Origin of the sequence: Thermococcus celer Vu 13 = JCM 8558 (genome assembly GCF_002214365.1) — an archaeon.
In the GTDB taxonomy this organism is placed as follows: domain Archaea; phylum Methanobacteriota_B; class Thermococci; order Thermococcales; family Thermococcaceae; genus Thermococcus; species Thermococcus celer.
Genome location: NZ_CP014854.1, coordinates 506,015 through 529,057 on the forward strand (window position 1 = coordinate 506,015; position 23,043 = coordinate 529,057).

Here is a 23,043-nt window from a genome sequence, read left to right on the forward strand (position 1 = left end):
TTTTGTTTCTTTCGGGTTTGAGAAACCGGAGGTGCACAGTCATGGGGGTTGCTGAAAACGCCCCGGATTTCGTTCTGAAGGATCAGAAGGGTGAGGACTTTAGACTGAGCGATTTCAGGGGAAAGAAGGTCCTGCTGTCGTTCCATCCACTGGCCTGGACCGGTATATGCGAAAAGCAAATGAAGGCCCTCGAAGAGAACCACGAGCGCTTTGAGAGGCTCAACGTCGTCCCGGTCGGGATAAGCGTTGATCCCGTGCCGAGCAAGAAAGCCTGGGCCGAGCACATGGGACTTAGAAAGCTCAGGATTCTGAGCGATTTCTGGCCGCACGGCGAGGTTGCGAAGCTCTACGGGCTGTTCCGCGAAAAGGAGGGCTTTTCGGAGAGGGCGAACGTCCTGATAGACGAAGAGGGAAAGGTGGCGTTCTTCAAGGTCTACCCGATAACGGAGGTGCCCGACCTGAAGGAGATATTCACCCTCCTTGAGGGAGAGTAAAATCCTTCGAACCGGATTACCCAGCTCTGTCCTTAACCTTCCGTTGGGAAAGCCTTTTTATGCCCCCGCACCAAGTAGGTTCGGTGGTGGAAATGCCGAGGATATGGGTCGAGAAGATACTCGACGAACCCGAACTCTACATAATGAGGATCGATGACGACAGGATAAGGTACTTCGAAGCCACGTGGGACATCCCCGAGGGGATAACCTACAACGCCTACCTGATGAAGACGGGCGATGCGGTCGTTCTCTTCGACGCGTGGAAGGGGGAGTACACGGAGGAGTTCCTCGAGACGCTGAAAAAGCTGGTCGATCCAAAGGAGATAACCCACATCGTAACTCACCACACCGAACCCGACCACAGCGGCGCCATCCCCGCGCTTCTTGAGGCCAATGGGTACAGGGCCAAACTCATAGGAACCACCTTTGCCAAACGCTTCATGGAGGGCTTCTACGGGAAGAAGGTCGTCGAGAACTTCCACGCCATCAAGGACGGCGAGGAGATGCGGATAGGGGGACGGACATTCCGCTTCATAACCGTCCCCTGGCTCCACTGGCCCGACACCATGATAACCTACGTCGTCGAGGACAAACTCATCTTCAGTTGCGACGCGGGCGGCGGCTACGGGATGCCCGATGCAATAGACGACAGCGACGAAAAGGTCGTGCAGGAGTACCTGCCCCACGTGACGAAGTACGTCGTTACTGTCATCGGCCACTATCACAAGTACATCGTCCAGAACATCAAGAAGCTCAGGAGCCTCGGGATAGTCGAGGAGGCGAGGATGATACTGCCAGGCCACGGCCTGATATGGCGGAGGAGCCCGACGAGGATATTCGAACACTACGAGGCCATCGGAGCCGGAAAACCGACGAAAGGCAAGGTCCTCGTCGTATACGACTCCATGTACGGCTTCGTCGAGAAGAGGATGAGGATAGTAATCGAGGAGCTCAAGAAGAACGGCCTTAACCCGGTCGTTTACAGGTTCACGGACAAGGAGGCACCGGCCGTGAGCGACGTTCTCGGAGAAGTGCCGGACAGCGAGGCTATAGTCATAGGCGCTTCCACCTACGAGGCCGAGATACACCCGAGGATACGCTACACCCTTTACGAGGTACTCGATAAAGCGAACTACGAGAAGCCCGTCCTCATCGTTGGAGCCTTCGGCTGGGCTGGCGTGGCCGGCAAGAAGATAGAGACCCTCATCTCGAGGAGCAAGTTCGACCTCGTTGACACCGTCGAGAGCCGCGGCATGCCCACGAAGGAGGACGAGGAGAAGCTCAGGGAAGGCGTCAGGAAGCTCATCACCTGGCTGGCCTGAACCTTTCATTTTTCTCGTTTCCCCAAGTATGCTTAAATACCACGGATAAGATAACTAAGTGTGGTGATGCGTATGGAAGATATTCTTGAGAAGCTTGCCGGACTTTCCCTCCGGGAAGTGCTGGGCTATGCGATTGCCTCGGAAGAGGGGGCAAGGGACTTTTACACACACCTCGCGTCAAAGAGCGGCGCCCTCCTCGGGGAGTTCTTCAGGGACCTCGCCAGGGCCGAGGAGAACCACAAGAGGATACTCCTCCGGCTGTATAGCGGACTCTTTGGAGAGGAAGAATACCCCGTCCCAGAGGGGATCCCCCTCGCGGAGACGAGCGTGAAGGTCGATACAGTCGCAAACCTCATAGAGGCCATGAGAGTTGCCCTCGAGAACGAAAAGAACGCGGAGAGGATCTACTCCCACCTCGCCGAGAGAGTCCCGGAAGAGAGGGGCATATTCAAATTCCTGGCGGCCCAGGAAAAGGCCCACTATGCGGCAATACGGAGCCATACGGAGTACCTGGAGGACGTGACCCAGGGAGAGGCTGAGTACGTGAACGCGCCGGTTGAGTTCCTCAACACCCAGCTGGAGCTCTACCTCGGCCCTCACACCAGGCCGTGAGGTGGTAGTGTGGGGGTCGTCGTAGTCGGCAACGGACCCGGTGGCCTCGAGCTGGCGAAGAACTTAAGCGGAGAATTCGACGTGACCATAGTCGAGAGGGAGAGCCTCCCCGGTTACTCCAAACCGATGCTGAGCCACTACATAGCTGGCTTTATCCCCGAGGAGAAGCTCTTTCCTTATCCCCTTGACTGGTACGAGAACCGGGGAATAAAACTCCTTCTCGGTACAGAGGCGAGGCTCATCGATAGATCCCGGAAGGTTCTCGTTACAGATAGAGGTGAGGTGCCCTACGATGCCCTCGTGATAGCGACCGGTGCAAGGGCCCGGGAGCCCTCCGTTCCGGGGGGAGAGTACATCCTGACGCTCAGAACCCTCAGCGATGCCAAACGGATAAGGGCGCGCCTCGAGGATGAGGGCGAGATAACCGTCCTCGGCGGAGGTTTCATAGCGCTCGAACTCGCCGGGAACCTCGCCAAAGCTGGCTACACCGTGAAGCTAATTCACAGGGGGAGAACCCTTCTACGCTTGGATGAAGAGCTGAGCGAAATCATAAGGGCGAGGCTCGAGAACGCTGGAGTCGAGTTCCACCTTGAGACGAGCGTCCTCGGGGCCGACGAGACCGGGCTGAGAACTGATAAAGGCTACATCCCCGGAAGGCTGAAGGTCTGCGCCTTCGGAATAGTCCCCAACAGGGAACTGGCCGTGAGGAGCGGCATCCACGCCGGCAGGGGAATAATGATTGATGACCACCTTCGGACATCCGCAAAGGACGTCTACGCGGTGGGGGACTGCGCCGAACTTAACGGCTTTATCGGTGGAACGGCCAAGGCGGCCGTGGAGCAGGCGAGGGTTCTCTCGAGGATACTGAAGGGTGAAGACGAACGTTACGAGCCCTTCCGCTCGGCGTTCTTCAAGTTCGCCGATTTAAACGTCGCCATCATCGGAAAGACGGAGGGGCGCGGCGAGTGGCTCGATGGGAAGGCCAGGGTTTTCCGCGAGGGGGAAAAAGTCGTTGGAGCCGTCGTTTTCGATGACCTAAGGGAGGCAATGAAGCTCGAAAGGACCATCAAAGAGGGTTTACCCGTTAACTGAATCAAGGGGTTCATTAAACCTCTGGTTTGGAAAATCGTTATATACCCCCTGCACCGAAATACCAATGCAACGACTCTGCAGGTGGGACTTATGGTTGTGAAAAAGAAGATGACCCGGAAGTTTCTGGAGGAAGCCTTCGCCGGCGAAAGCATGGCCCACATGAGGTACCTCATCTTCGCAGAGCAGGCGGAGAGGGAAGGGTTCCCCAACATAGCCAAGCTCTTCAGGGCCATCGCCCACGCCGAGTTCGTCCATGCCAAGAACCACTTCAGGGCCTTGGGAAACATCGGGAAGACCCCCGAGAACCTTCAGGCGGGCATTGACGGCGAGACCTACGAGGTCGAGGAGATGTACCCCGTCTTCCACAACGCCGCCGAGTTCCAGGGCGAGAAGGAAGCGGTTAGGACGACCCACTACGCCCTCGAGGCGGAGAAGATACACGCCGGGCTCTACGCCAGGGCCAAAGAGATGGCCGAGAGCGGGAAGGACGTCGAAATAAAGAAGGTCTACATCTGCCCCGTTTGCGGATACACCGCCGTTGACGAGGCCCCCGAGTACTGCCCGGTCTGCGGGGCACCAAGGGACAAGTTCGTGGTCTTCGAGTGAACTTTTCGCTTTTTCATTTCTCGGGTTTGAGGCGCAAACCTTATAAGGTTGGACTAATAACATTAGGGTGGTGAAAGGAAATGGCCAAGTGGAAATGCATAGTCTGTGGATACATCTACGACGAGGACGAGGGCGACCCCGACAGTGGGATCGAGCCCGGAACCAAGTTCGAGGACCTCCCTGACGACTGGGTCTGCCCGCTCTGCGGGGCCCCGAAGGACATGTTTGAAAAGATAGAGTGAGGTGGTGGAGATGCTGAGCGGAACCATAAAGAGTGGTGATTGGACCGGGGAGAAGCACGTCCCCGTTATAGAGTACGAGAAGGAGGGGGACCTCGTCAAGGTCGAGGTTCAGGTCGGCAAGGAGATACCGCACCCGAACACCCCCGAGCACCACATCGCATGGATAGAGCTCTACTTCCACCCCGAGGACGGAAACTTCCCGATACTCGTCGGCAGGGCCGAGTTCACGAACCACACCGACCCGCTCACCGAGCCGAGGGCGGTCTTCTTCTTCAGGACTGGCAAGAAGGGCAAGCTCCAGGCCCTGAGCTACTGCAACATCCACGGCCTCTGGGAGAACGAGGTCGCGCTCGAGTGATCTTTCGTTTCGCCCCAACCCCGTTCTATTTTTGTCTTTCCGGAAGGTTTATCTACGGCGCCGTTGAAGTATCCTAAATCGTTACGGGATGAAGATGATGAACCCATACCACGTTATCATGAGCATCGGGGGACTCCTCGTCCTCACGGGCATTTTTCTAACCTGGAACCTATCCCGGGAGATCGAGAGGTTCCGACTTGGGACCAGGCGCGTCTCAGCCTTCATGTTCCTCGGCGGCCTTCTGACGGCACTGGCGTTCGTTGAGCTGATGGCCGGAATGGGAACGGAGACGATGGCACTTCCCGCCATCCTCGGGCCGGCACTGATAGTCTACGCCCTCTCTGAGAGCGGTCTCGTGAGGGCAAAGCTCGAAATGCTCCTTCAGGTGGCCGTAATAGTGGGCTCGCTCGTGCTGGGCGGGAACGGGACCCTCTACCTAATCGAGTCGTTCTCGGCGATGGCCATCGTGGTTCTCATGGACGCGGTGGCGTTCTACGTCCACACGCCCGAGCGGTACGGAAGGCTCGCGAGGCTCTCGGCATGGACGTTTACCCTCTTCGTACCGTTGAACATGCTGGAACCCGGAAACGTGGCGGCCATGGTGCTGTACCTCTCCTCGACGGTTCTCTGGGTCTCGATACTCGCTGGACTCCACGGCGTCCTGAGGGAGCGCTTCCCCAGAACTGTCCAGGAAAGCTTATAACCGTGCAATCCAACGTTCACAGGGTGAGAAGATGAAGGTTTACATGCCGGGTAGGGAGTGGCCGGAGCACTACAGGGCCGTTTTAAACGAGCTCGCGGGGATAATCGACCCCGTAACCGGGGGGGACATCCTGGATTCAGGGGTCGTTGCCGGTCTGGAGGTTGGCGATGATACCCTGAAGGTCTGGCTCAACTTCGAGAGCCACGCGGAGTACAACATGACCGGGGAGAGCGCGATAGCTTACTCAAAGATAATCGGCGACATAATCGAGCGCTTCGCCCTTGTGAAGTTCCAGAACGTCTACGTTTACGACCTCAAGAACAATCCGGTGGGGGTTTTTGAGAACAGGGGGAGATACACCATCGAGGAAGTAACCCCGGAGAGGGTGTGACATGGGCCTTTTCGGATTCCTAAAGAAAAAGGCGCCCGAGAGGGGACCCAAGAAGGAACTGCCCCCTGAGGTCTCGAGGGTCGTTGAGACCCTCCGGAACGTTAAAGATCCTGAGACGGGACTGGACATAGTGGATGAGGGCCTCGTTTACGGACTGACCGTGAACGGCGATGAAGTTGATGTTTTCCTCCTCCTGGCCCGCTCAACGCCGGAGTGCCACTTCTGCCAGGTGCTGGCGGTAAACGTTCAGAGGAGGATCCTCGAGGACACGGTCCGGATTCTCAAGGAGGAAGGGTTTAAGAGGGTTAAGATCTATAATGAACTCGGACTGCTGCTTGAGGAGGGATAACTATGGTTCCAGAACTTGATGAGGGGCTTCCCCTCGAGAGGATTAAGGACTTCTCCCTTGAGGAACTCCTCGGGATGGCCATAAAGGCCGAGATAGGCGCCAGGAAGTTCTACGAAAGCCTCGCCGAGAGGATTGATATCGAGGCCCTGAAGGAGAAGATCCAGTGGCTGGCAGGGGAGGAGGGCAAACACGAGGCCCTGCTGAGGAGGATGTACGGGACGATGTTCCCGGGGAAGGAAGTCGTCTTCCCGAAGGAGCACATAGGGCCCGAACTGAGACCCGTCGCCAGGGAGCTCCATGGCGTACAGGACATCATAGACCTCATCCGCTGGGCCATGAAGGCCGAGGAGATAGCCGCCCACTTCTACGAGGAGCTTGAGAAGATAGTTGACACGGAGGAGAAGAAGAGGCTCATGCGCTACCTCAGCGACATGGAGAAGGGCCACTACTACACCCTCAGGGCGGAGTACGAGCTCCTCCTCGACTGGGAGATGTACGGCCAGATGATGCACGTCGGCCCGTGATCGGGCGTTTTTTGAATTTTATCGAAATTTTGTAAACCGTGAACCATCTAAGGAAAATTTTAAAGAAGAGCGGTTCACTCTTTATACTTCGCTATCAGCTCGGCCAGAATCCTGTGGTGCTCCCTCTCGTTCTCGACGAGAGCCTCGGCGATACCCTTGAAGAGCGGGTGGGTCATCTTCTCGGCCATCTTCTGGTAAGTTTTTATCATGTCCTTCTCTATCTCGAGGTGCATCTCGGCGAAGCGCTTGACGAGGGCCCTCTGCTCTGGGGTGAGCTCCACCTCCTTAAGCTCTGAAACGGCCCCTTCTCCGGCGAGCTTCTCCAGCTCCTTTTGGGCCTCCAGAATGGCCTGCATCAGGTGCTTGTGGATCACCGTGTCGACCGCTATCCTGCCGACGCCCTCCTCTACCTTCGTATACCTGAGACCCTGCCCTCGGATGAGGCCGAGCCCATCGGTGTAGCTCGCGGCGGCCTTCTTTTCTATCTCGTAGGCCTTCTTAACAAGGGGTTCAACCATGGACATCACCATAACCATATGAACATCGAACCCTAATAACGTTTTTCATTGGCCACAACGGTTCATCAAGATGAGTTCAATGGACGGGAATCGAAGGAACGGCACAGAAAAGGGAAGGGAGAGCTCACAGTTCAACCTTTATGCCCGTCTCCTCCTCGACTTCCTTAAAGCCGCCCTTCATGTACCTCGCGAGCTCCTCGTCGACGGTGAAGAGGGCCGCAAGGAACTCCCCAAAGTGCTCCTTCTCCTCGTTGGCAACGTCGTGGAAGATGTGCCTTATCCTCTCGTCCTCTATGTGATCGGCCAGCTGTTCATAGAAGCTTATCGCGTCGAGCTCCGCCTCAACGGCCCAGCGCAGGGCCTGGGCGATCTCCCTCTTTGAGAGGGGCCTGTCCTTCGGGAGTTCAAAGGGGTACTTCGCGAGCATGGTATCACCTCCCATCAGTCCACCTCGAGGCTGAAGTCCTGGTAGTCCATCCATATGCCCGTCTTCATGACGGCGTCGTACTGGGCCTTCAGGAGCTCGTAGTGGGCCTTCTCAACCTTAGCCAGCTCCTCGAAGACCCGCCTTACTGCCTCGTGCTCCGCCTCCTTCGCCGCCCCCTCATAGAACTCCCACGTGAGCTTTTCCTGCTCCATCCCTATCTTCACCGCGTCGACCTCGCTCAGGCTCTCCCCGTCCGTGCCGGGGACGAGCTTCTCCAGCATGGCCTTATCAACGGCCGGGAGCTCGCACTCTTCCACGAGCTTCTCGACGAACTTCTCCTCGAAGATGTCCCAGTGCTCCGCCTCCTGCCCCGCGAGGAACAGGAACATCTTCCTCGCCCTCTCGTCCTTCGCCCTCTTCGCGAGCTTTATGTAGAAGTTGAGCTCCGCCTTCTCAACCTCGAGTGCCAGGGCCAGTGCCTCAAGTTCGTTCATGGTATCACCAAAAGGTTTTAGCCCCCCTGGCCTAATTAACCTTTGGGGGTAAAGGTGAGGATCGAACGGGTGGAGGAGCCACTGGCCCTCAAGGAGGAACTGGTTCACTTCGTCTTCCGCGTCTACCGCGGGACGGGTGGCGCTTACCCAGCGCTGGAGTGGGTGGAGGAAAAGCCCTCCGTGGACGACTTCGAGGGATTCAGGAAAGTGTACGAGCCCTTCCTGGAGTTCCGGCTCGGGAAGGAGTTCGATGAGCTCTACATCCTGAGGGACAACGAAGGGAAGATAGCGGGAACGGTGGCCCTCGTCTACAACCTCGAGGGGAAGGACATCCCGTGGGTGCCCGAGGAGATAAAGAACGAGAGAACCGGGCTGATAGAGTTCTTCATGGTCGACCCAGCCTATCAGGGCAAGGGCTACGGCTCAAAACTCCTCGAGTTCGCCGTGAGAAGGTTAAAAGCTCTCGGCAAGACCCCCTACGTGGTAACCTTCCCGGAGCTTGAGGCTTATTCATACTATATGAAGAAGGGCTTCATCAAGGTGATGGACTACAAGGAGTTTGTTGTTCTGAAAAAGGGTTAAAGAACAAAAAGCCGGCGTTACCCGAGAACGAAAAGGTATAACCCCAGAGCTATCTGAAGGAAAAGAAGCAGGATAGCGGAGAGGGCGATAGCCCTGTGGGTGTTCCTGGAGAGCTTCCCTTTCAGGAAAAGCTTCCCGCTGAACGCCGTCAGGACCACGTAGGCGTAGATCACAAGCCCAAGGGCTCAGTGGGGTGTGCGAACGCCCCCAACGGTGTACAGCATGTAGGCGACTCCGATGGTCAGCAGGAGAACCGCACTGTAAACCATCAGGTGGTGCACCTTAAGCCTGTGGTCACGGGCGTAGTACGCACCCAGCAGGAAGAGGAGGAGGGCGGAGATCTGGACTATCGCGTGAACCTGGAAGGGCTCCATCGTCATCCCTCCAGGGTTAATTTGCCGTATCCCTTGGCGATGTTGTGCTTCGCAGTGAAATCGTCCGAATCGGCCATGGCGTAGATGAACTTCACGGTCTTCCCGGGCGTTAGTACCTTGTCGTATTTATCCCCCGTGTTGAGCTTCCTCTTGAACTCTATGACGGTGTAGCCGTTCTCCTCCCTTCCGGCTTTTTCGAGTATGTCGTCACTTCCCCCGAGCTTTGTATCGGGAGGATGCGGGCCGTAGGTTCCGGTGGAGTACGCATCGATCACGACTACCCCTCCATCCTGAACCCACCGATTACCATGTCAGCGTCCTTCATGGCGTAACTCGGCTCAAAGCCAATCGCAACCCAGCCCGTTGTTTTTCCCTTAAGAGCCATGTAGAGGTACTCACCGTCGTTCCTCCAGTAAACCTCCAGCTTTCCTTCCGCCAGTGAAAGGCTGCGGGAGTATTCGTTGGCCCCGATAACCCCGTCGGTCTTCCAGGGGGAGAGCGCCTTAGTAACCGGGGGTGTATTTGTCCCGGTGGTTGGTGTAGTGGTCTGCGCCGTGGCCGGCGTAGTGCTCGACTGTGAACTCCCCATGCACCCCGCCACCAGAACCACCAACAGCAGGGCAAATATTGGGAATACCTTCTTCATGCAATTCACCTGATTCGTTCTTTGTCTTTATTCTACTTAAGATTTTCCATTTGTGTTACATTTGTACCCAATTTATACCCAAATAATGTAACATAACTAAAAAATACTTTTATATTAATAAAACGAATAGTTCCACGAAGGAGATGTTAAGAATGAACGAAAAGTTTTGGGCAATGCTTGTTGTGGGCCTCGTGATCGGGGGTCTCCTCGGCTACGGGCTCGCGCCCAAGGGAGTAAGCCAGGCCGAGTACCAGAGCGTCGAGAAGAAGGTCTCGGACCTTCAGAGTCAGCTCAGCGACCTTCAGGGAAAGGTTCAGGACTATCAAAGCCAGGTAAACCAGCTCCAGAGCGAGGTTTCGAAGTATAAAGCCGAAGCAATGGCCCTCGAAAACAGGAACTACACCGTGATGATAGCCTACGACGGGAAGGTCGGTTACTACCTCACCGACGGCAACGGTCGGACCCTCTACTACTTCGCAAAGGACGTGCCCGGCTCGGGCAAAAGCGCCTGTTACGGGGCATGCGCAGAGAAGTGGCCCGTATTCTACACGGACAAGCTCGTTCTTCCGCAGGGCCTGAAGGCCAGCGACTTCTCGGTGATAACGAGGGAAGACGGCAAAAAGCAACTCGCCTACAAAGGATGGCCGCTCTACTACTTCTTCAAGGACGAAAAAGCCGGCGACATAAACGGTGAGGGAGTTAAAGGTGTCTGGTTCGTGATGAAGCCCGACTACACGCTGATGATAGCCTACAAGGAGGGTATAGGGACCTACTTCGTTGACCCGAAGGGGATGGCACTCTACTACTTCGCAAAGGACGTAAACGGGAGCAGCGTCTGCTACGGTGACTGCGCCCAGAAGTGGCCTACATTCGGTCCGGAGCACGTCTCGGTGCCATCAACGCTCGACTTGGCGGACTTCAGCTACGTTGAGAGGGAAGACGGAACCTATCAGCTGGCATACAAAGGATGGCCGCTCTACTACTTCTTCAAAGACGAGAAACCCGGGGACACCAACGGCGAGGGCGTCAAGGACGTCTGGTACGTCATGAAACCGGACTACGCCGTGATGATAGCATATAAGGAAGGCCTCGGAACGTACCTAACCGACGACGAAGGCAGAACGCTCTACTACTTCGCCAAGGACTCGGTTAATATGAGTGCGTGCACGGGTGGATGCCTGGAGAAGTGGCCGCCATTTTACAGGGCGAACCCGGTTGCCCCGTCGGTCATCCGGGGATACTTCGGGGAGCTCGACGCCAACGGCACGAAGTTCACGACCTTCAGGGGCTACCCGCTCTACTACTTCTTCAAGGACGCGAGGAGGGGTGAGACGAACGGACAGGGTGTAAAGGACGTCTGGTTCGTCGTGGATCCGTTCAACTTCCCGTGAGCCAAACCTTTATTTATTTTTTAATTAAACAATGAAACATGGACAGAGACCTCAGAAACCTCATCCTGTGGCTCTTCGTGGGATCAAAGGGCGGGCCGACCCGGGCAAGGATTCTCTTCCTGATAAGAGAATCGCCGATGAACGTTCATAGAATAGCCAAGGAGCTTGAGCTCAACTACCGAACCGTCAAGTACCACCTGGAGCTGATGCGGGAGCACGGCATCGTCGAAAGGGTCGGGAACGATTACGGGGCCATATACGTGCCGAGCGAGGTTGTGGAGAAGAACTGGGGAGAGATAGAATCCATATTAAGGAGGAATGGTCTATGATGGGACCTTACTGGATCGGGAACATATTCATAGTCTTAATTGAACTCGCACTGGCCCTCATGCTACTCAGGAACTACCACCCCCTGAGGAGAACGGGGATAGGGAAGAGACTCTTCGGGGTGGCCCTCGTCTTCGTCTTCCAGAGCATCCTGGCGATAGTCTTCTACGTCCACTGGGCCGAGATGGGGTTTGGAAAGAGCGTCGCCGGGCCGTTGCTCGTCCTCTCGCTGAGCGGCCTGGTTGGAGTTGGATTACTCTATTCGATATCGAGGATGTGAGGTTATGAGAAAAGAAATCTTTGCAGTTCTGGTTCTTCTCCTCCTGCTCGGCGGTACCTACCTGTTCAAGGGCGGGGGAGAAAAATCCGGGAACGATAATACTAACCCTCCTGACCAGATGACGGGGGTTATTCAGGTTACGGGACTGGTCGAGAAACCCTACAACGTAACCTACGAGGGGCTCTCAAAGCTCCCCTCGCGGGAAGTTAACGCGCCGCTCTACTGCGTCGGTGCGCCGGGAAAGGTACTGAAAAACGGAACCTGGAAGGGCGTTCCGTTGAAGACCCTGCTTGAGCTTGCGAAGCCGACCGGAGGGGCGTTCAAGGTGGCCCTCTACGCGAGTGATGGCTACACGACCGACTTCTACTTCGACACAGTGATGAGGGAGGAGGACATAATCGTGGCCTACGAGTTCAACGGCAAGCCGATAACGCCGAGGGTGGTAGCTCCTAACAGGTGGGGCTACAAGTGGATAAAGGGCCTCACCAGGATCGAGCTCGTGAGCTACGACTTCAAGGGCACGTGGGAGAGCTCGGGTTATCCTGACGATGCCCGCATAACCGGGGACTCATCGCCGGGCAGGTGAGGGCATGAGGGCAAAAACGGCCGTGGCGATAGTTGAGTGGACCTCCCTTCCTTTGCTTCTCTTTGCGGGGCTCATGGTGATAAGCGGCTACGGGCTGACGAGCGAAGCGGCGAGGAACGCCTCCCTCGGCCTTTTGACATTCTCCCGCTCCCGGGTCATCCACCTGAGCAGGATGGCAAGGCTGAGCTTCGTCTCCCTCCTCCTGCTCCACACCTACGCGGGGACGGAGATACTGGCGAAGAAGGTGGAGAAAAGCAACGGAAGGCTCGCGAGACTCGTGGAGTACTCCGTGCTCGCCTTCCTGCTCTACGTCGGCTGGATAGTGTTTAACGGGGAGCTTGACTGAGTAAAAATAGAAAGCGAGGGCTCAGAAGTTGAAGTTTATGTCCTTCATCAGCTGGTCGTAGAACTCCTCCCTGTAGACGTCCGGGTAGCGGGTTATGTAGTCGTACTGCTTGCGGAGGATGTTGTAGTGGTTCCGTTCCATGTCCGCGAGCATCTCGAGGAGGAGCTTCGTCTTCTCGGTGGCGGCGTAGCCGGCGAGCTCCCTGTAGAGCTTCTCGCTGACGAGCTCGGCCTCCATGGCTATCTCGTAGATCTCGTCGAGGTTGACGTCGGGCTTCTTAATGGCCTCGGCCATCTTCTCCGCTACCACCTTGAACTCCGCCATGACGTCTATCTCTATCTTCCGGGGTTCAGCCTTCTCACCCTCGAACCTCTCGGCCATCCTCTCGACTATCTGGCGGTGTTTGTCCTCCTCCTTCGCCAGAAAGAGAAGCTCGTCCCTTATGATGTCGCTCTTGGTCAGCGAGGCGAGTTTTTCGTAGGCCTCCTTGGCCCTTATCTCGGAGTTTACGGCAATCTCAAAAACTTCCTTGTCCGTCACTTCCATCAAGAATCACCGTTACATTATACGCGCGGGGGAATATTAATCTTTTGGAACAATTCTGGAACGTCTTTTAGACGGATGGAGGCTTCTATAGGGACAGGAGGCTGACATAATAACGTTAATCCAACAAAAAATTGACTAAACGTCTAAAAATTCTGGGATAGGTTATTAAATCCTTCCAGCCTACGGGCACCGATGGGGGTAAACGAGATGTTCCGGAAAAAGACGACGGTTGGAAAGGACTTTGGGGAGTTAAAGGCGAGGTTCCTTACCCTACCCGCCCTTTCGGTGAGCTACCGCCATCATTGACTCTTCTGAAACTTCGTTAACCCCGGATAACCCAGTTGCGGCGTGTTCTGTGGACAAAAATCAGGAGGGGTTAGTGTGAGAAAGGGCTTACTCGCCGAATCCGGGAGGCTATCCGGTATCGGAATGTACCTCAGGAGAACCTTCGAACTCTGGGGCTACCGTGAGGTTTTCCTTCCCACCATCGAGGAGTATCGCGAGGGCCTGAGGAAGGGAACGAGGTTCGCGTACAACAACGGCTTCTACGTCATAAAGCCCGACGTAACCTCGCAGATACTCGGGAGCATCAGGGAGCTGGACGGAAGGCTCAAGCTCTACTACATCGGCGAGGTTCTGGATGGGGGAACCAGGGGACGGTGGCAAGCCGGCGTGGAGTACATCGGGGGCGAGCCGACGAAGATGGCGGTGGAGGTTATCCTAACGGCGATAACCGGCCTCGAGGCCCTCGGAATTGAGGAGTTCTACGTGGACGTCGGGAGTCTGAAGGTCTGGGAGGAGGCGACCGAAGGGATAAGCGAGTTCCGGGGGGAGGTCCACCGGGCGCTCGTGAGGAGGAACTTCGAGATGGTGGAGCACCTTCCCATCGCCCGGGAGAAGAAGGAGGAGCTGTGGAAGCTCTTCAACTTCCGGGGAAAGAGGAGCGGCCGCGAGAAGCTCGACAGAATAGCCGATGCCGTTGACGACGAAAGGGTCTTCATAGACTTCGGCACGGTGAGGCCCCTTCCCTACTACAGCGACGTCCTCTTCGAGGTCTACTCACCGGAGCTCGGAAAGCCCATCGGCGGAGGCGGGGAGTACACCTTCAGGGGAAAGCCCGCCTTCGGTTTCGCCTTCGACATGGGGGCGCTCTCGAGGCTCTCCCGGAAGGAAAGGGGCGGAAACAGGAAGAGATTGAGCGGGGAGCCGAAAAAGGTCTTCGCCGAGGCAAAGAGACTCGTGAGGATGGGCGTCCCGGTGGAGGTGGTGTGAGGATGCTCTCCAACGGTTCGCTCATAAGATTCGTCCTTCCCAAGGGACGGCTCCTCAGGGGCTCGCTGGAAGTCCTTCAAAGGGCCGGGATCGAGCTGAGACCACCGGGCGAGAGGAGGCTCGTCGAGAGGGTTGGCAACCATGAGGTTCTCCTCGCAAGGGCCTTTGACGTTCCCGTTTACGTTGAGTACGGGGTCGACGTCGGCATCACGGGGAGCGACGTCGTTGAGGAGAGGGGAAGCGACGTCCTCGTGCCCCTCGAACTACCCTTCGGGAAGTGCAGGCTCAGCCTGGCAATGCCCAACGAGAACAGGGTTGATCCGGAGGACATGGACGGTTACAGGGTGGCCACGAAGTACCCAAACGTAACGGGGCGCTTCTTCGAAAAACTCGACGTGGAGGTTGATATACTGAGGCTCAGCGGGAGCATCGAGCTGGCGCCCAAGGTAGGAATCGCGGACGCGATAGTCGACATCGTCGAGACCGGGACCACGCTCCGGGCGAACGGGCTCGTCGAGGTTGCAAGGGTTATGGACGTCTCGGCACTGCTCCTCGTCAACAGGATAGCCCAGAAGACGAAGTTCGAGGAGATAAACGGGCTCGTCCTTGGGATAAAGGAGGCGATTGAGAATGGAAGTTGAACTTGAGGAATACGTGGGGAAGATCCTGCGGGATATCCGCAAGAGAGGAATCGAAGCCGTGAGGGAGTACTCGGAGAGGTTCGACGGCTACTCCGGAGACTTCCGCGTGAGCGAGGAGGAGTTCGAGGAGGCCGTGGAGAGCGTGCCCGAGGGGGACCGCGAGGTGATCCTGCGCACCGTTGAACGCCTCTGGGAGTACCACGAGAGGCAAAAACCGAAGGAGGAGCTCTTCATCAAGAACGGCTCCCTCTACGGCCTGATTTACCGCCCGATAAGGAGGATAGGGATCTACGTCCCCGGCGGGAAGCCGCTCCCATCGACGCTGATGATGGTCGGGGTGCCCGCCAGGATAGCCGGGGTTAAGGAGATGGCCGTAACGACGCCGCCGAAGGACGGAAAGGTGAACCCCTACGTGCTCTACGTGGCTCAGCTACTCGGGATAGACGAGGTCTACAAGCTCGGTGGGGTGCAGGCGATAGGGGCCATGGCCTACGGGGTCGGAATGAAGAAAGTCGACAAGATATTCGGTCCCGGGAACAGGTTCGTCAACGAGGCGAAGAGGCAGGTCTTCGGCGTTGTGGGCATAGACGGCCTCGCCGGCCCATCCGAGATAGCGGTGATAGCGGACGGAAGCGCCGAGGGGGAGTACGTCCTGGCCGACCTGCTCAGCCAGCTCGAGCACGGGAGGGAGAGCAGGGCGTGGCTACTGACGACGTCGCGGGAACTCGCGGAGTACTGCTCGCGCGATGGGGTGGAGGTCGTCCTCTGCGGAACCCTCGAGGAATGCGCGGAGAAGGCCAACGAAATTGCCCCAGAGCACCTCGAGATAATCACCGAGAGGCCGATGGAGCTCGTTGAGCTAATCGAGAACGCGGGGGCGGTGTACCTCGGCCCATACACGCCCGTCCCTGCGGCCGACTACTTCCTCGGCGTCAACCACGTCCTTCCGACGGGAGGGGCGGCGAGGTTCGGCGGCGTCCTCAAGGTGAGGGACTTCGTGAAGCCGGTGAGCCTCGCGATGGTGGGCAGAGAGGAGTTCCTGAGGGAGAGGGAACTCGGGATCCGTCTGGCCGAGGTTGAGGGTATGGAACTGCACAGGAGGAGCATGGAGGTTCGGAGATGAGGCGCGAGACGGGGGAGACGGAGGTAACGGTGGAGCTCGACGTGGCGGGCGGGATAAGGACGGGCGATGGAGTTCTCGACCACCTGCTCACCGCCCTCTTCTTCTACATGGGGCGGGAGGCGAGGGTCGAGGCGAGCTACGACCTCAGGCACCACCTCTGGGAGGACGTCGGGATAACCCTCGGCGGGGAGTTGAGGGGAAAGCTCCCCGAGAGGTTTGCGCGCTTTGGGAACGCGGTGATGCCGATGGACGACGCACTGGTACTCGTGGCGGTGGACGTCTCGGGGAGGCCCTACGCGGCCGTTGAGCTTTCCTTCGAGGAGGGCGAGGAGGGTTTCGAGAAGGCCCTCGTCCGGGAGTTCCTCTGGGGGCTGGCGAGGGGTCTGAAGGCAACGATTCACGTGAAGACCCTGAGCGGAACCAACGCCCACCACGTCATCGAGGCGGCCTTCAAGGGGCTCGGCGTGGCGCTCGGAAAGGCCGTTCGGGAGAGCGGGAAGGTGGAGAGCACGAAGGGCCTGCTGGAGGTGTGGGATTGATAGCGATAGTGGACCTGGGGATAGGCAACCTCGCCAGCGTGAGGAAGGCCCTGGGGGGAACCGTAACCAGCGACCCCTACGAGATGGAGAGGGCTGAAAAGCTCGTCCTGCCCGGCGTCGGGAACTTCGGGGCGGTCGTTGAGAGGCTCGAGCCGCTGAGGGGGGTCATACTCGATGCCATCAACGACGGAAAGCCCTTCCTCGGGATATGCCTCGGTCTCCAGCTCCTCTTCGAGGGGAGCGAGGAGAGCCCCGGGAGCGAGGGGCTTGGTGTCTTCAGGGGCAGGGTAGTGCGCTTTAGGGGGGTCAGAACCCCCCACATCGGCTGGAACCAGCTCTGGAAGAGGAAAGAGTGCCCGCTCTTCGAGGGGATCCGCGACGGGGCTTACTTCTACTTCGTCCACTCCTATTATGCTGTTCCGGAAGAGGGGGACATCGTCGCGGGAGTCACCGACTACGGGTCGGGGGGCAGGAGGGTCGTCTTCACCTCGGCCGTCTGCAGGGAGAACGTCTACGCCGTCCAGTTCCACCCCGAGAAGAGCGGGAGGAACGGACTGCTCGTCATGAGGAACTTCAGGGGGCTCTGAGATGGAGGTTTACCCGGCGATAGACCTGATGGGCGGAAGGGCCGTGCGGCTGTACAGGGGGAGGAGGGATTCGGTTAAGGTCTACGGCGACCCGGTGGAGATAGCGGAGCGCTTCGCGGGGCTGATCGATAAAATCCACGTGGTGGACCTCGACGGTGCCTTCGGGGGCTTTCCGAGGAACCTCGACGTGGTGAAGGAGATAATCAACGAGACCGGCCTCAGAGTCCAGTTCGGCGGCGGGCTGAGGAGTTACGGGGCGGTGGCGAGGGCCTACGAGATCGGGGTGGAGAACGCCATAATCGGAACGCGGGCCTTCGACGTTGAGTTCCTCGAACGGATCACGGGGGATTTTGACGGGATAACCGTAAGCCTCGACTCCAGGGCCGGAAGGGTGGCCGTGAAAGGCTGGCTCGAGGAGGGAATGGACGTCAGAGAGGCCTACGATTTCCTGAGGAAGCACGTGAACAGGTTCATCTACACCTCTGTGGAGAGGGACGGAACGCTGACCGGAATAGAGGAAATCGAGCGCTTCTGGGGGGACGGCGAGTTCATCTACGCCGGGGGCGTCTCGAGCGTCGGGGACGTGGAAAAACTGATGGAGATAGGCTTCTCGGGAGTGGTCGTGGGGAAGGCCCTCTACGAGGGTAAAATTGGACTGGAGGAGCTCCTGGAGGCGGTGAGATGTTGGCCAAGAGGATAATCGCGGCCCTCGACGTGAGGAACGGCCGGGTCGTGAAGGGGATAAGGTTCGGGAACATCAGGGACGCCGGGGATCCGGTGGAGCTGGCGAGGCGCTACGAAGGGGAGGGGATAGACGAGATAGTCTTCCTCGACATAACCGCCTCGCACGAGGGGCGGGGGATCCTTCTGAGGCTCGTCGAGAGGATAGCGGAGGAGATATACGTCCCCTTCACGGTCGGGGGCGGAATAAGGACGGTGGAGGAGGCCAGGGAGATAATCAAGCGCGGCGCCGACAAGGTCTTCATCAACACCGCCGCGGTGGAGAGGCCGGGGCTCGTGAGGGAGATAGCGGAGGTGGTTGGAACCGCGAACCTCGTCGTCGCGATAGACGCGAAGTGGAACGGGAGGTTCTGGGAGGTCCACACCCACGGCGGAAGGAGGGCGAGGGGAATAGATGCCGTGGAGTGGGCCAGAACCGTTGAACAGCTTGGGGCCGGCGAGATACTCCTGACGAGCATGGACACCGACGGAACGAAGAACGGCTTTGACGTACCGCTGACAAGGGCGGTCGTCGATGCCGTTGACATCCCCGTGATAGCCTCGGGAGGCGCTGGAAAGCCCGAGCACTTCTACGAGGCCTTCAAGGCTGGAGCCGAGGCGGCGCTCGCCGCTTCCATCTTCCACTACGGCGAGTACACCGTCGGCGAGCTCAAGGGGTTCCTCGCGGAGAGGGGAGTCCCGGTGAGGCTGGACTACTGAGGTGATGGCATGGATGACTTAATCGAGAAGGTCGACTGGGAGAAGAACAATGGGATCGTCCCGGTCGTCGTCCAGGATACGAACGGGGAGGTTCTAACGCTGGCCTACGTGGACAGGGAAGCGTTGAAGAGAACCCTCGAGACGGGCTACGCCCACTACTACTCGCGGAGCAAGAAGCGGGTAAGGATGAAGGGGGAGGTCAGCGGGAACACCCAGAGGGTTCGGGAGGTCAGGGTGGACTGCGACAGCGACGCCCTGCTCTTCATAGTGGAGCAGAAGGGCGTTGCATGCCACACTGGGAACTACTCCTGCTTTTACAGGAAGCTGGGCGAGCCCGAGCGGGTCCTGCCGATGGACTACTCGCTGGAGGTCCTTCGAGAGCTCGAGGAGCTGATAAGGGACAGGAAAGGGAACCCGAAGGAGGGTTCCTACACGTCGAAGCTCTTCAGGGAGGGCAGGGAGAGGATATACAAGAAGTTCGGGGAGGAGGCGGTCGAGGTTCTCGTGGCGGAGACGAGGGAGGGCCTGATATACGAGACCGCTGACGCGCTCTACCACCTGCTCGTTCTCCTCGCCTACAACGACGTTTCCCTCGGAGAGGTGATGGCCGAGCTCAGGAGGCGGAGGGGATGATAGACCCGCTGGTTAAGTCCTTCGAGCCCTACCGCGTCGTTGAGGGGAACTACAGGATACGGCTCGACAAGAACGAGAACCCATACGACCTGCCGGACTGGGTGAAGGAGGAGATGTTCGAGGAGCTGAGGGAGCTTTCCCTCAACCGCTACCCGCACGTAACCTCAATGCCGGCGAGGGAGGCGATAGCCGACTTCTACGGGCTCTCACCCGAGAACGTCGCCGTGGGAAACGGCGGAGACGAGCTGATAGGCCACCTCGTCAGGCTCTTCAGGGGAAACCACGTTGTCGTGACGCCGCCGACCTTCGGCATGTACACCTTTTACGCAAGGCTGAACGGCTTCCCCCTCGTCGAGGTGCCCCTGAGGGAGGACTTCACGCTGGACGGTGGAGCCGTGGCGGAGAGGTCGAAGAACGCGAAGGTCATATTCATAGCCTCACCCAACAACCCAACCGGAAACCTCCAGCCAGAGGAGGAGATAATCGAGGTGCTCGAGACGGGAAAACCCGTGGTGCTTGACGAGGCCTACGCCGAGTTCGCGGGAAAGAGCCTCTGGAGGCTCATCGAGGAGTATCCCAACCTCGTGGTGCTGAGGACGTTCTCCAAGGCCTTCGGTCTGGCCGGCGTCAGGGCGGGCTACTTCCTCGCGGGAGAAGAGGTCGTGGAAGCGCTCTACAGGATAAAGTCCCCCTTCAGCGTTGGGGTGATGACAATGGCCGCCGTAGGAGTCGTTCTCAGGCATCCCGCCCTCATGGAAAAGCGCGTGGCTAAGATCATCGAGGAGAGGGAGAGGATAAGGAGGAAATTCGGGGAGTTCACCTACCCGAGCGACGCCAACTTTCTGCTGATGCGGCTGAACGCCCACGGCTTCCTTCTAAAGAGGGGGATAGTGGTCAGAAAGCTCGCCGGAAGGCTGGAGGGGCACATACGGGTCACGGTCGGGCGGAGGTGGGAGAACGACGAGCTCATCCGGGCCCTCAAGGACTACCTGGAGGCGGAAGGGTGTGGGTAGTCTTTGACGTCGACGGCGTTCTCATAGACGTGAGCGGGAGCTACGACCAGGCGGTAAAGCTCACCGTCGAGTACCTCCTGAGGCTGTTCGGAATCGAAAGGGAGGTAAAGCCCGAATGGGTCAGGGAGCTAAGGAGAAAGGGCTCCTTCGGGGACGACTTCAAGGTCAGCGAAGCCTTAATACTGTTCTCCCTCGCGGGGGACGTGGAGGAACTCGTGGAGGAGTTCCCGGCGGGGGGGACGATAGACTGGGTTCGGGAGAGGTTCGGCTTCGAGGTTCACGACGGGAGCATCGAGAGGGTCTTCAACACCTTCTACCTCGGGATGGAATACGGTGGGAGGATCTTCGACTTTCCGGGGCTGTGGAGGCGGGAGAGGCCCATCGTTAAAAGGGAACTCCTCGAGGAGGCGTCGAAGCGCTTCAAACTCGGGGTGGTCACTGGGAGGAGTTCCCTCGAGATGGAACTCGCCGAGAGGGTAATCGGTTTCCACTTCGAGAAGGCCGCCACGCGGGAGCTCTACCTGAAGCCCGACCCGCGAGCGCTCCGGGAGCTCGTGAATGGCGAGCCGGGGGTTTACGTGGGCGACACCCTCAACGACGAGCTCTTCATCGAGAACTACAGGAGAAAGTACGGGGAGTTCGATTTCGTGATGGTCGGACGGGAAGTTGGGGACGTTAACGAGTTCCTTGAAAGGATACTGGAGGGATAGGAACGAGGATAGCCGTTGTAGGTGCCGGAACGATTGGAGGGGCCATCGCGGTCGCGCTGAAGGAGGCGGGGCACGAGGTGGTGGCGACGAGGAGGAACGTGGAGAAGGCCTCGTGGCTGAAGGAGAAGGGAGTAACCGTTACCCGGGACAACAGGAAGGCCGCAGGGGAAGCGGACGTCGTCTTCCTCGCGGTCAAGCCCGGCAAGGTCGGGGCCGTCCTCGGGGAGATAGCGGACGTCGTCGAGGGCAAGCTCGTGATATCGGTTGTCGCGGGCGTATCGCTGAAGGAACTCAAGAGGCTCGCCAGCGCGAAGTTCGTCAGGGCCATGCCCAACATAGCCATCCTCGCCCGCGAGTCCTTCACGGCCTACTCCACCGACGACCTCGATGGGGATGAGGTGGAACTCGTCGAAAGGCTTTTGAGGACGTTCGGGGCGTGCGTAAGGGTCGAAGAGGAGCACATGGATGCAATAACCGGACTGAGCGGCTCCGGACCGGCTTACGTCACGGTCTTCCTCGAGGCGATGGTGTACGGCGGCCTGAGGGTGGGCCTGCCGAGGGACGTGGCGAAGCTCGCCGCGCTCCAGACCCTGCTCGGGACGGCCAAACTGCTCATGGAGACGGAGGCCCATCCCGCGGAGGTCAGGGAGTGGGTCATAACACCAGAGGGAACGACAATAGACGGCGTCTTCGAGCTCGAGGAGGGGAAGATACGGACGGCGGTGATGAAGGCCGTCGACGCCGCTACCAAGAAGTCGAGGATACTCTCAAAGAAGGTATGAGAAGCCTTAAAAACCCGGCCGGAAAGCTCCACCCATGCTCTACGTGGAGATACTCGGGAACCTCCCGGAGATGGCGCGGGACGAGGTAAGGGCGATGCTCGAGCTCGCCGGCGGGGAGATAGTCAGCCGGGACTACCTCCTTCTCGGGGTTAACGCCGGCGAGGAGGCCCTCCCCTTTCTGGACAGGCTCGGCCTCTCCCACGAGTACGGGAAGCTCGTGATCGAAGCCGATTCCGTGGAGGAGCTCCTCGAGAAGGCGAGAGGGGTGGAGTGGCCCATTGGGGGAACCTTCAAGGTGGACACCGAGACGATGGCCAACTGCAGGCACAACGTCCTCGACCTTCCGCGGAAGCTCGGGGCGGTTATCCACTCGAAGGGCTTTCGGGTTAACCTCTCAAGGCCGGACACCCTCGTGAGGGTCTACTGCGGCGAGAGGCTCCACGCCGGGGTAAGGCTCCGCTTCTTCGATCCCAAGGACTTTGAGAGGAGGAAGGCCCACCACAGGCCCTTCTTCCGGCCGATTTCACTCCACCCGAGGATCTCCCGCGCTCTGGTGAACCTGACTAAGGCCAGGCGCGAGCTCCTCGACCCCATGATGGGGGCAGGTGGGATACTCATCGAGGCCGGCCTCCTCGGGTTGAGGGTCTACGGCGTTGACATAAGGCCCGAGATGGTCGAGGGGGCAGGGATGAACCTGAGGCACTACGGAATAACGAACTACGAGCTTAGACAGGGGGACGCCACGGGACTGGCGGGGCTCTTCCATAAACGGTTCGAGGCCGTCGCGACCGACCCGCCCTACGGCACATCCGCGACCTTGGCCGGAAGGAAGAGGGACGAGCTGTATCGCGACGTTCTCGGGAGCATCCACGACGTTCTCGAGCCCGGCGGCAGGCTGGCGATAGCCTTTCCGGCCGACTTCGACGGGGAAGAAGAGGCGGAGAGGGTTGGTTTTAAACCCGTAGGCAGGTACTACCAGCGGGTCCACAAGAGCCTTGAGAGGTACTTCTACGTTTTCGAGCGATGAGGCCGCGGTGGCATCCTCGGAAAGAAGAGGAATTTAGCGGGCGTTGGCGACCGACGGGTTTCCTGT

General features: G+C 58.5%; 35 protein-coding genes and 1 pseudogene. 29 read left to right on the forward strand and 7 right to left on the reverse strand.

Annotated elements, in window-relative coordinates:
- Window positions 1–41: 41 nt before the first annotated feature.
- The 11 genes from A3L02_RS02840 (at window position 42) to A3L02_RS02890 (ending at window position 6,693) form a co-directional block, all read left to right on the forward strand.
- Complete coding sequence (locus A3L02_RS02840; RefSeq protein WP_157895723.1) at window positions 42–494, forward strand: peroxiredoxin; 453 nt, start codon at window positions 42–44, stop codon at window positions 492–494.
- Between the two features lie 92 nt (window positions 495–586).
- On the forward strand, window positions 587–1,816 hold the full coding sequence (locus A3L02_RS02845) for an FprA family A-type flavoprotein (RefSeq protein ID WP_088862532.1): 1,230 nt from the start codon (window positions 587–589) through the stop codon (window positions 1,814–1,816).
- Between the two features lie 66 nt (window positions 1,817–1,882).
- On the forward strand, window positions 1,883–2,428 hold the full coding sequence (locus A3L02_RS02850; protein WP_088862533.1) for a ferritin family protein: 546 nt from the start codon (window positions 1,883–1,885) through the stop codon (window positions 2,426–2,428).
- A 9-nt stretch (window positions 2,429–2,437) separates the two neighbouring features.
- On the forward strand, window positions 2,438–3,520 hold the full coding sequence (locus tag A3L02_RS02855) for an NAD(P)/FAD-dependent oxidoreductase (protein ID WP_088862534.1): 1,083 nt from the start codon (window positions 2,438–2,440) through the stop codon (window positions 3,518–3,520).
- Between the two features lie 90 nt (window positions 3,521–3,610).
- On the forward strand, window positions 3,611–4,126 hold the full coding sequence (locus A3L02_RS02860) for a rubrerythrin family protein (protein WP_088862535.1): 516 nt from the start codon (window positions 3,611–3,613) through the stop codon (window positions 4,124–4,126).
- Between the two features lie 80 nt (window positions 4,127–4,206).
- Entirely contained in the window at window positions 4,207–4,368 is a 162-nt protein-coding gene (gene rd, locus A3L02_RS02865; protein WP_088862536.1) for a rubredoxin, read from the forward strand.
- A gap of 10 nt (window positions 4,369–4,378) precedes the next feature.
- On the forward strand, window positions 4,379–4,726 hold the full coding sequence (locus A3L02_RS02870) for a class II SORL domain-containing protein (protein WP_088862537.1): 348 nt from the start codon (window positions 4,379–4,381) through the stop codon (window positions 4,724–4,726).
- 97 nt (window positions 4,727–4,823) lie between these two features.
- Window positions 4,824–5,429 (forward strand): hypothetical protein, encoded by a 606-nt coding sequence (locus A3L02_RS02875; protein ID WP_088862538.1) that lies wholly within the window; start codon window positions 4,824–4,826, stop codon window positions 5,427–5,429.
- Between the two features lie 31 nt (window positions 5,430–5,460).
- Window positions 5,461–5,820 (forward strand): iron-sulfur cluster assembly protein, encoded by a 360-nt coding sequence (locus A3L02_RS02880; RefSeq protein WP_088862539.1) that lies wholly within the window; start codon window positions 5,461–5,463, stop codon window positions 5,818–5,820.
- A gap of 1 nt (window position 5,821) precedes the next feature.
- Window positions 5,822–6,169: an iron-sulfur cluster assembly protein gene (locus A3L02_RS02885; protein ID WP_088862540.1), complete on the forward strand. Its 348-nt coding sequence runs from the start codon at window positions 5,822–5,824 to the stop codon at window positions 6,167–6,169.
- A 2-nt stretch (window positions 6,170–6,171) separates the two neighbouring features.
- On the forward strand, window positions 6,172–6,693 hold the full coding sequence (locus A3L02_RS02890) for a ferritin family protein (RefSeq protein WP_088862541.1): 522 nt from the start codon (window positions 6,172–6,174) through the stop codon (window positions 6,691–6,693).
- Window positions 6,694–6,767: 74 nt separating this feature from the next.
- Here the strand turns inward: A3L02_RS02890 and A3L02_RS02895 are convergent, their stop codons facing one another.
- The 3 genes from A3L02_RS02895 to A3L02_RS02905 all read right to left on the reverse strand — a co-directional run bounded on the left by A3L02_RS02895 (window position 6,768) and on the right by A3L02_RS02905 (window position 8,132).
- Window positions 6,768–7,217 carry a ferritin family protein gene (locus tag A3L02_RS02895; RefSeq protein ID WP_237268627.1) on the reverse strand — a complete coding sequence of 150 codons (450 nt, stop codon included), beginning with the start codon at window positions 7,215–7,217 and terminating at the stop codon, window positions 6,768–6,770.
- A 118-nt stretch (window positions 7,218–7,335) separates the two neighbouring features.
- Window positions 7,336–7,638 carry a ferritin family protein gene (locus A3L02_RS02900; protein ID WP_088862543.1) on the reverse strand — a complete coding sequence of 101 codons (303 nt, stop codon included), beginning with the start codon at window positions 7,636–7,638 and terminating at the stop codon, window positions 7,336–7,338.
- Between the two features lie 14 nt (window positions 7,639–7,652).
- On the reverse strand, window positions 7,653–8,132 hold the full coding sequence (locus A3L02_RS02905) for a ferritin-like domain-containing protein (RefSeq protein ID WP_088862544.1): 480 nt from the start codon (window positions 8,130–8,132) through the stop codon (window positions 7,653–7,655).
- Window positions 8,133–8,186: 54 nt separating this feature from the next.
- Between A3L02_RS02905 and A3L02_RS02910 the strand changes: the two genes are divergently transcribed.
- Entirely contained in the window at window positions 8,187–8,714 is a 528-nt protein-coding gene (locus A3L02_RS02910) for a GNAT family N-acetyltransferase (protein ID WP_088862545.1), read from the forward strand.
- A gap of 17 nt (window positions 8,715–8,731) precedes the next feature.
- Here the strand turns inward: A3L02_RS02910 and A3L02_RS10375 are convergent, their stop codons facing one another.
- The 3 genes and pseudogenes from A3L02_RS10375 to A3L02_RS10510 all read right to left on the reverse strand — a co-directional run bounded on the left by A3L02_RS10375 (window position 8,732) and on the right by A3L02_RS10510 (window position 9,734).
- Complete coding sequence (locus A3L02_RS10375; protein ID WP_237268628.1) at window positions 8,732–8,887, reverse strand: hypothetical protein; 156 nt, start codon at window positions 8,885–8,887, stop codon at window positions 8,732–8,734.
- A gap of 12 nt (window positions 8,888–8,899) precedes the next feature.
- Complete coding sequence (locus A3L02_RS10380; protein ID WP_237268629.1) at window positions 8,900–9,094, reverse strand: hypothetical protein; 195 nt, start codon at window positions 9,092–9,094, stop codon at window positions 8,900–8,902.
- A pseudogene (locus A3L02_RS10510) lies at window positions 9,091–9,734 on the reverse strand (DOMON domain-containing protein). The gene A3L02_RS10380 and the pseudogene A3L02_RS10510 overlap by 4 nt, the downstream one beginning before the upstream one ends.
- A 152-nt stretch (window positions 9,735–9,886) precedes the next feature.
- On the opposite strand from A3L02_RS10510, the gene A3L02_RS02925 reads away from it, so the two are divergent.
- The 5 genes from A3L02_RS02925 to A3L02_RS02945 are packed head-to-tail and all read left to right on the forward strand — an operon-like array spanning window position 9,887 to window position 12,664.
- Window positions 9,887–11,125, forward strand: coding sequence for a hypothetical protein (locus A3L02_RS02925; RefSeq protein ID WP_162287192.1), 1,239 nt, complete (start codon window positions 9,887–9,889; stop codon window positions 11,123–11,125).
- A gap of 38 nt (window positions 11,126–11,163) precedes the next feature.
- On the forward strand, window positions 11,164–11,454 hold the full coding sequence (locus A3L02_RS02930; RefSeq protein ID WP_088862547.1) for an ArsR/SmtB family transcription factor: 291 nt from the start codon (window positions 11,164–11,166) through the stop codon (window positions 11,452–11,454).
- Complete coding sequence (locus A3L02_RS02935; RefSeq protein ID WP_157895724.1) at window positions 11,454–11,732, forward strand: hypothetical protein; 279 nt, start codon at window positions 11,454–11,456, stop codon at window positions 11,730–11,732. The genes A3L02_RS02930 and A3L02_RS02935 overlap by 1 nt, the downstream gene beginning before the upstream one ends.
- Before the next feature lie 4 nt (window positions 11,733–11,736).
- On the forward strand, window positions 11,737–12,318 hold the full coding sequence (locus A3L02_RS02940; protein ID WP_088862549.1) for a molybdopterin-dependent oxidoreductase: 582 nt from the start codon (window positions 11,737–11,739) through the stop codon (window positions 12,316–12,318).
- 4 nt (window positions 12,319–12,322) lie between these two features.
- On the forward strand, window positions 12,323–12,664 hold the full coding sequence (locus tag A3L02_RS02945; protein WP_088862550.1) for a hypothetical protein: 342 nt from the start codon (window positions 12,323–12,325) through the stop codon (window positions 12,662–12,664).
- 21 nt (window positions 12,665–12,685) lie between these two features.
- On the opposite strand, the gene A3L02_RS02950 is transcribed toward A3L02_RS02945, so the two are convergent.
- Entirely contained in the window at window positions 12,686–13,210 is a 525-nt protein-coding gene (locus tag A3L02_RS02950) for a ferritin-like domain-containing protein (protein WP_088862551.1), read from the reverse strand.
- Between the two features lie 381 nt (window positions 13,211–13,591).
- On the opposite strand from A3L02_RS02950, the gene A3L02_RS02955 reads away from it, so the two are divergent.
- Genes A3L02_RS02955 through A3L02_RS03010 form a run of 12 tightly spaced genes read left to right on the forward strand, consistent with a single transcriptional unit; the run spans window position 13,592 to window position 22,977 of the window.
- Window positions 13,592–14,482 carry an ATP phosphoribosyltransferase regulatory subunit gene (locus A3L02_RS02955; RefSeq protein ID WP_088862552.1) on the forward strand — a complete coding sequence of 297 codons (891 nt, stop codon included), beginning with the start codon at window positions 13,592–13,594 and terminating at the stop codon, window positions 14,480–14,482.
- A 23-nt stretch (window positions 14,483–14,505) separates the two neighbouring features.
- A complete protein-coding gene (hisG, locus tag A3L02_RS02960; RefSeq protein WP_088863811.1) occupies window positions 14,506–15,123 on the forward strand; it encodes an ATP phosphoribosyltransferase in 618 nt (205 codons plus the stop codon).
- Entirely contained in the window at window positions 15,113–16,246 is a 1,134-nt protein-coding gene (gene hisD, locus A3L02_RS02965; RefSeq protein ID WP_088862553.1) for a histidinol dehydrogenase, read from the forward strand. The genes hisG and hisD overlap by 11 nt, the downstream gene beginning before the upstream one ends.
- Entirely contained in the window at window positions 16,243–16,785 is a 543-nt protein-coding gene (gene hisB / locus A3L02_RS02970; protein ID WP_088862554.1) for an imidazoleglycerol-phosphate dehydratase HisB, read from the forward strand. The genes hisD and hisB overlap by 4 nt, the downstream gene beginning before the upstream one ends.
- On the forward strand, window positions 16,776–17,372 hold the full coding sequence (gene hisH, locus A3L02_RS02975; RefSeq protein WP_088862555.1) for an imidazole glycerol phosphate synthase subunit HisH: 597 nt from the start codon (window positions 16,776–16,778) through the stop codon (window positions 17,370–17,372). The genes hisB and hisH overlap by 10 nt, the downstream gene beginning before the upstream one ends.
- 1 nt (window position 17,373) lies before the next feature.
- On the forward strand, window positions 17,374–18,072 hold the full coding sequence (gene hisA, locus A3L02_RS02980; RefSeq protein ID WP_088862556.1) for a 1-(5-phosphoribosyl)-5-((5-phosphoribosylamino)methylideneamino)imidazole-4-carboxamide isomerase: 699 nt from the start codon (window positions 17,374–17,376) through the stop codon (window positions 18,070–18,072).
- Complete coding sequence (gene hisF, locus A3L02_RS02985) at window positions 18,054–18,812, forward strand: imidazole glycerol phosphate synthase subunit HisF (protein ID WP_088862557.1); 759 nt, start codon at window positions 18,054–18,056, stop codon at window positions 18,810–18,812. The genes hisA and hisF overlap by 19 nt, the downstream gene beginning before the upstream one ends.
- A gap of 9 nt (window positions 18,813–18,821) precedes the next feature.
- Window positions 18,822–19,445: a bifunctional phosphoribosyl-AMP cyclohydrolase/phosphoribosyl-ATP diphosphatase HisIE gene (hisIE, locus tag A3L02_RS02990; RefSeq protein WP_088862558.1), complete on the forward strand. Its 624-nt coding sequence runs from the start codon at window positions 18,822–18,824 to the stop codon at window positions 19,443–19,445.
- Entirely contained in the window at window positions 19,442–20,458 is a 1,017-nt protein-coding gene (hisC, locus tag A3L02_RS02995) for a histidinol-phosphate transaminase (RefSeq protein ID WP_088862559.1), read from the forward strand. The genes hisIE and hisC overlap by 4 nt, the downstream gene beginning before the upstream one ends.
- Complete coding sequence (locus tag A3L02_RS03000; protein WP_088862560.1) at window positions 20,449–21,168, forward strand: HAD family hydrolase; 720 nt, start codon at window positions 20,449–20,451, stop codon at window positions 21,166–21,168. The genes hisC and A3L02_RS03000 overlap by 10 nt, the downstream gene beginning before the upstream one ends.
- A complete protein-coding gene (proC, locus tag A3L02_RS03005) occupies window positions 21,165–21,950 on the forward strand; it encodes a pyrroline-5-carboxylate reductase (RefSeq protein ID WP_088862561.1) in 786 nt (261 codons plus the stop codon). The genes A3L02_RS03000 and proC overlap by 4 nt, the downstream gene beginning before the upstream one ends.
- A gap of 34 nt (window positions 21,951–21,984) precedes the next feature.
- A complete protein-coding gene (locus A3L02_RS03010) occupies window positions 21,985–22,977 on the forward strand; it encodes a TIGR01177 family methyltransferase (protein WP_088862562.1) in 993 nt (330 codons plus the stop codon).
- The last annotated feature ends 66 nt before the right edge of the window (window positions 22,978–23,043 follow it).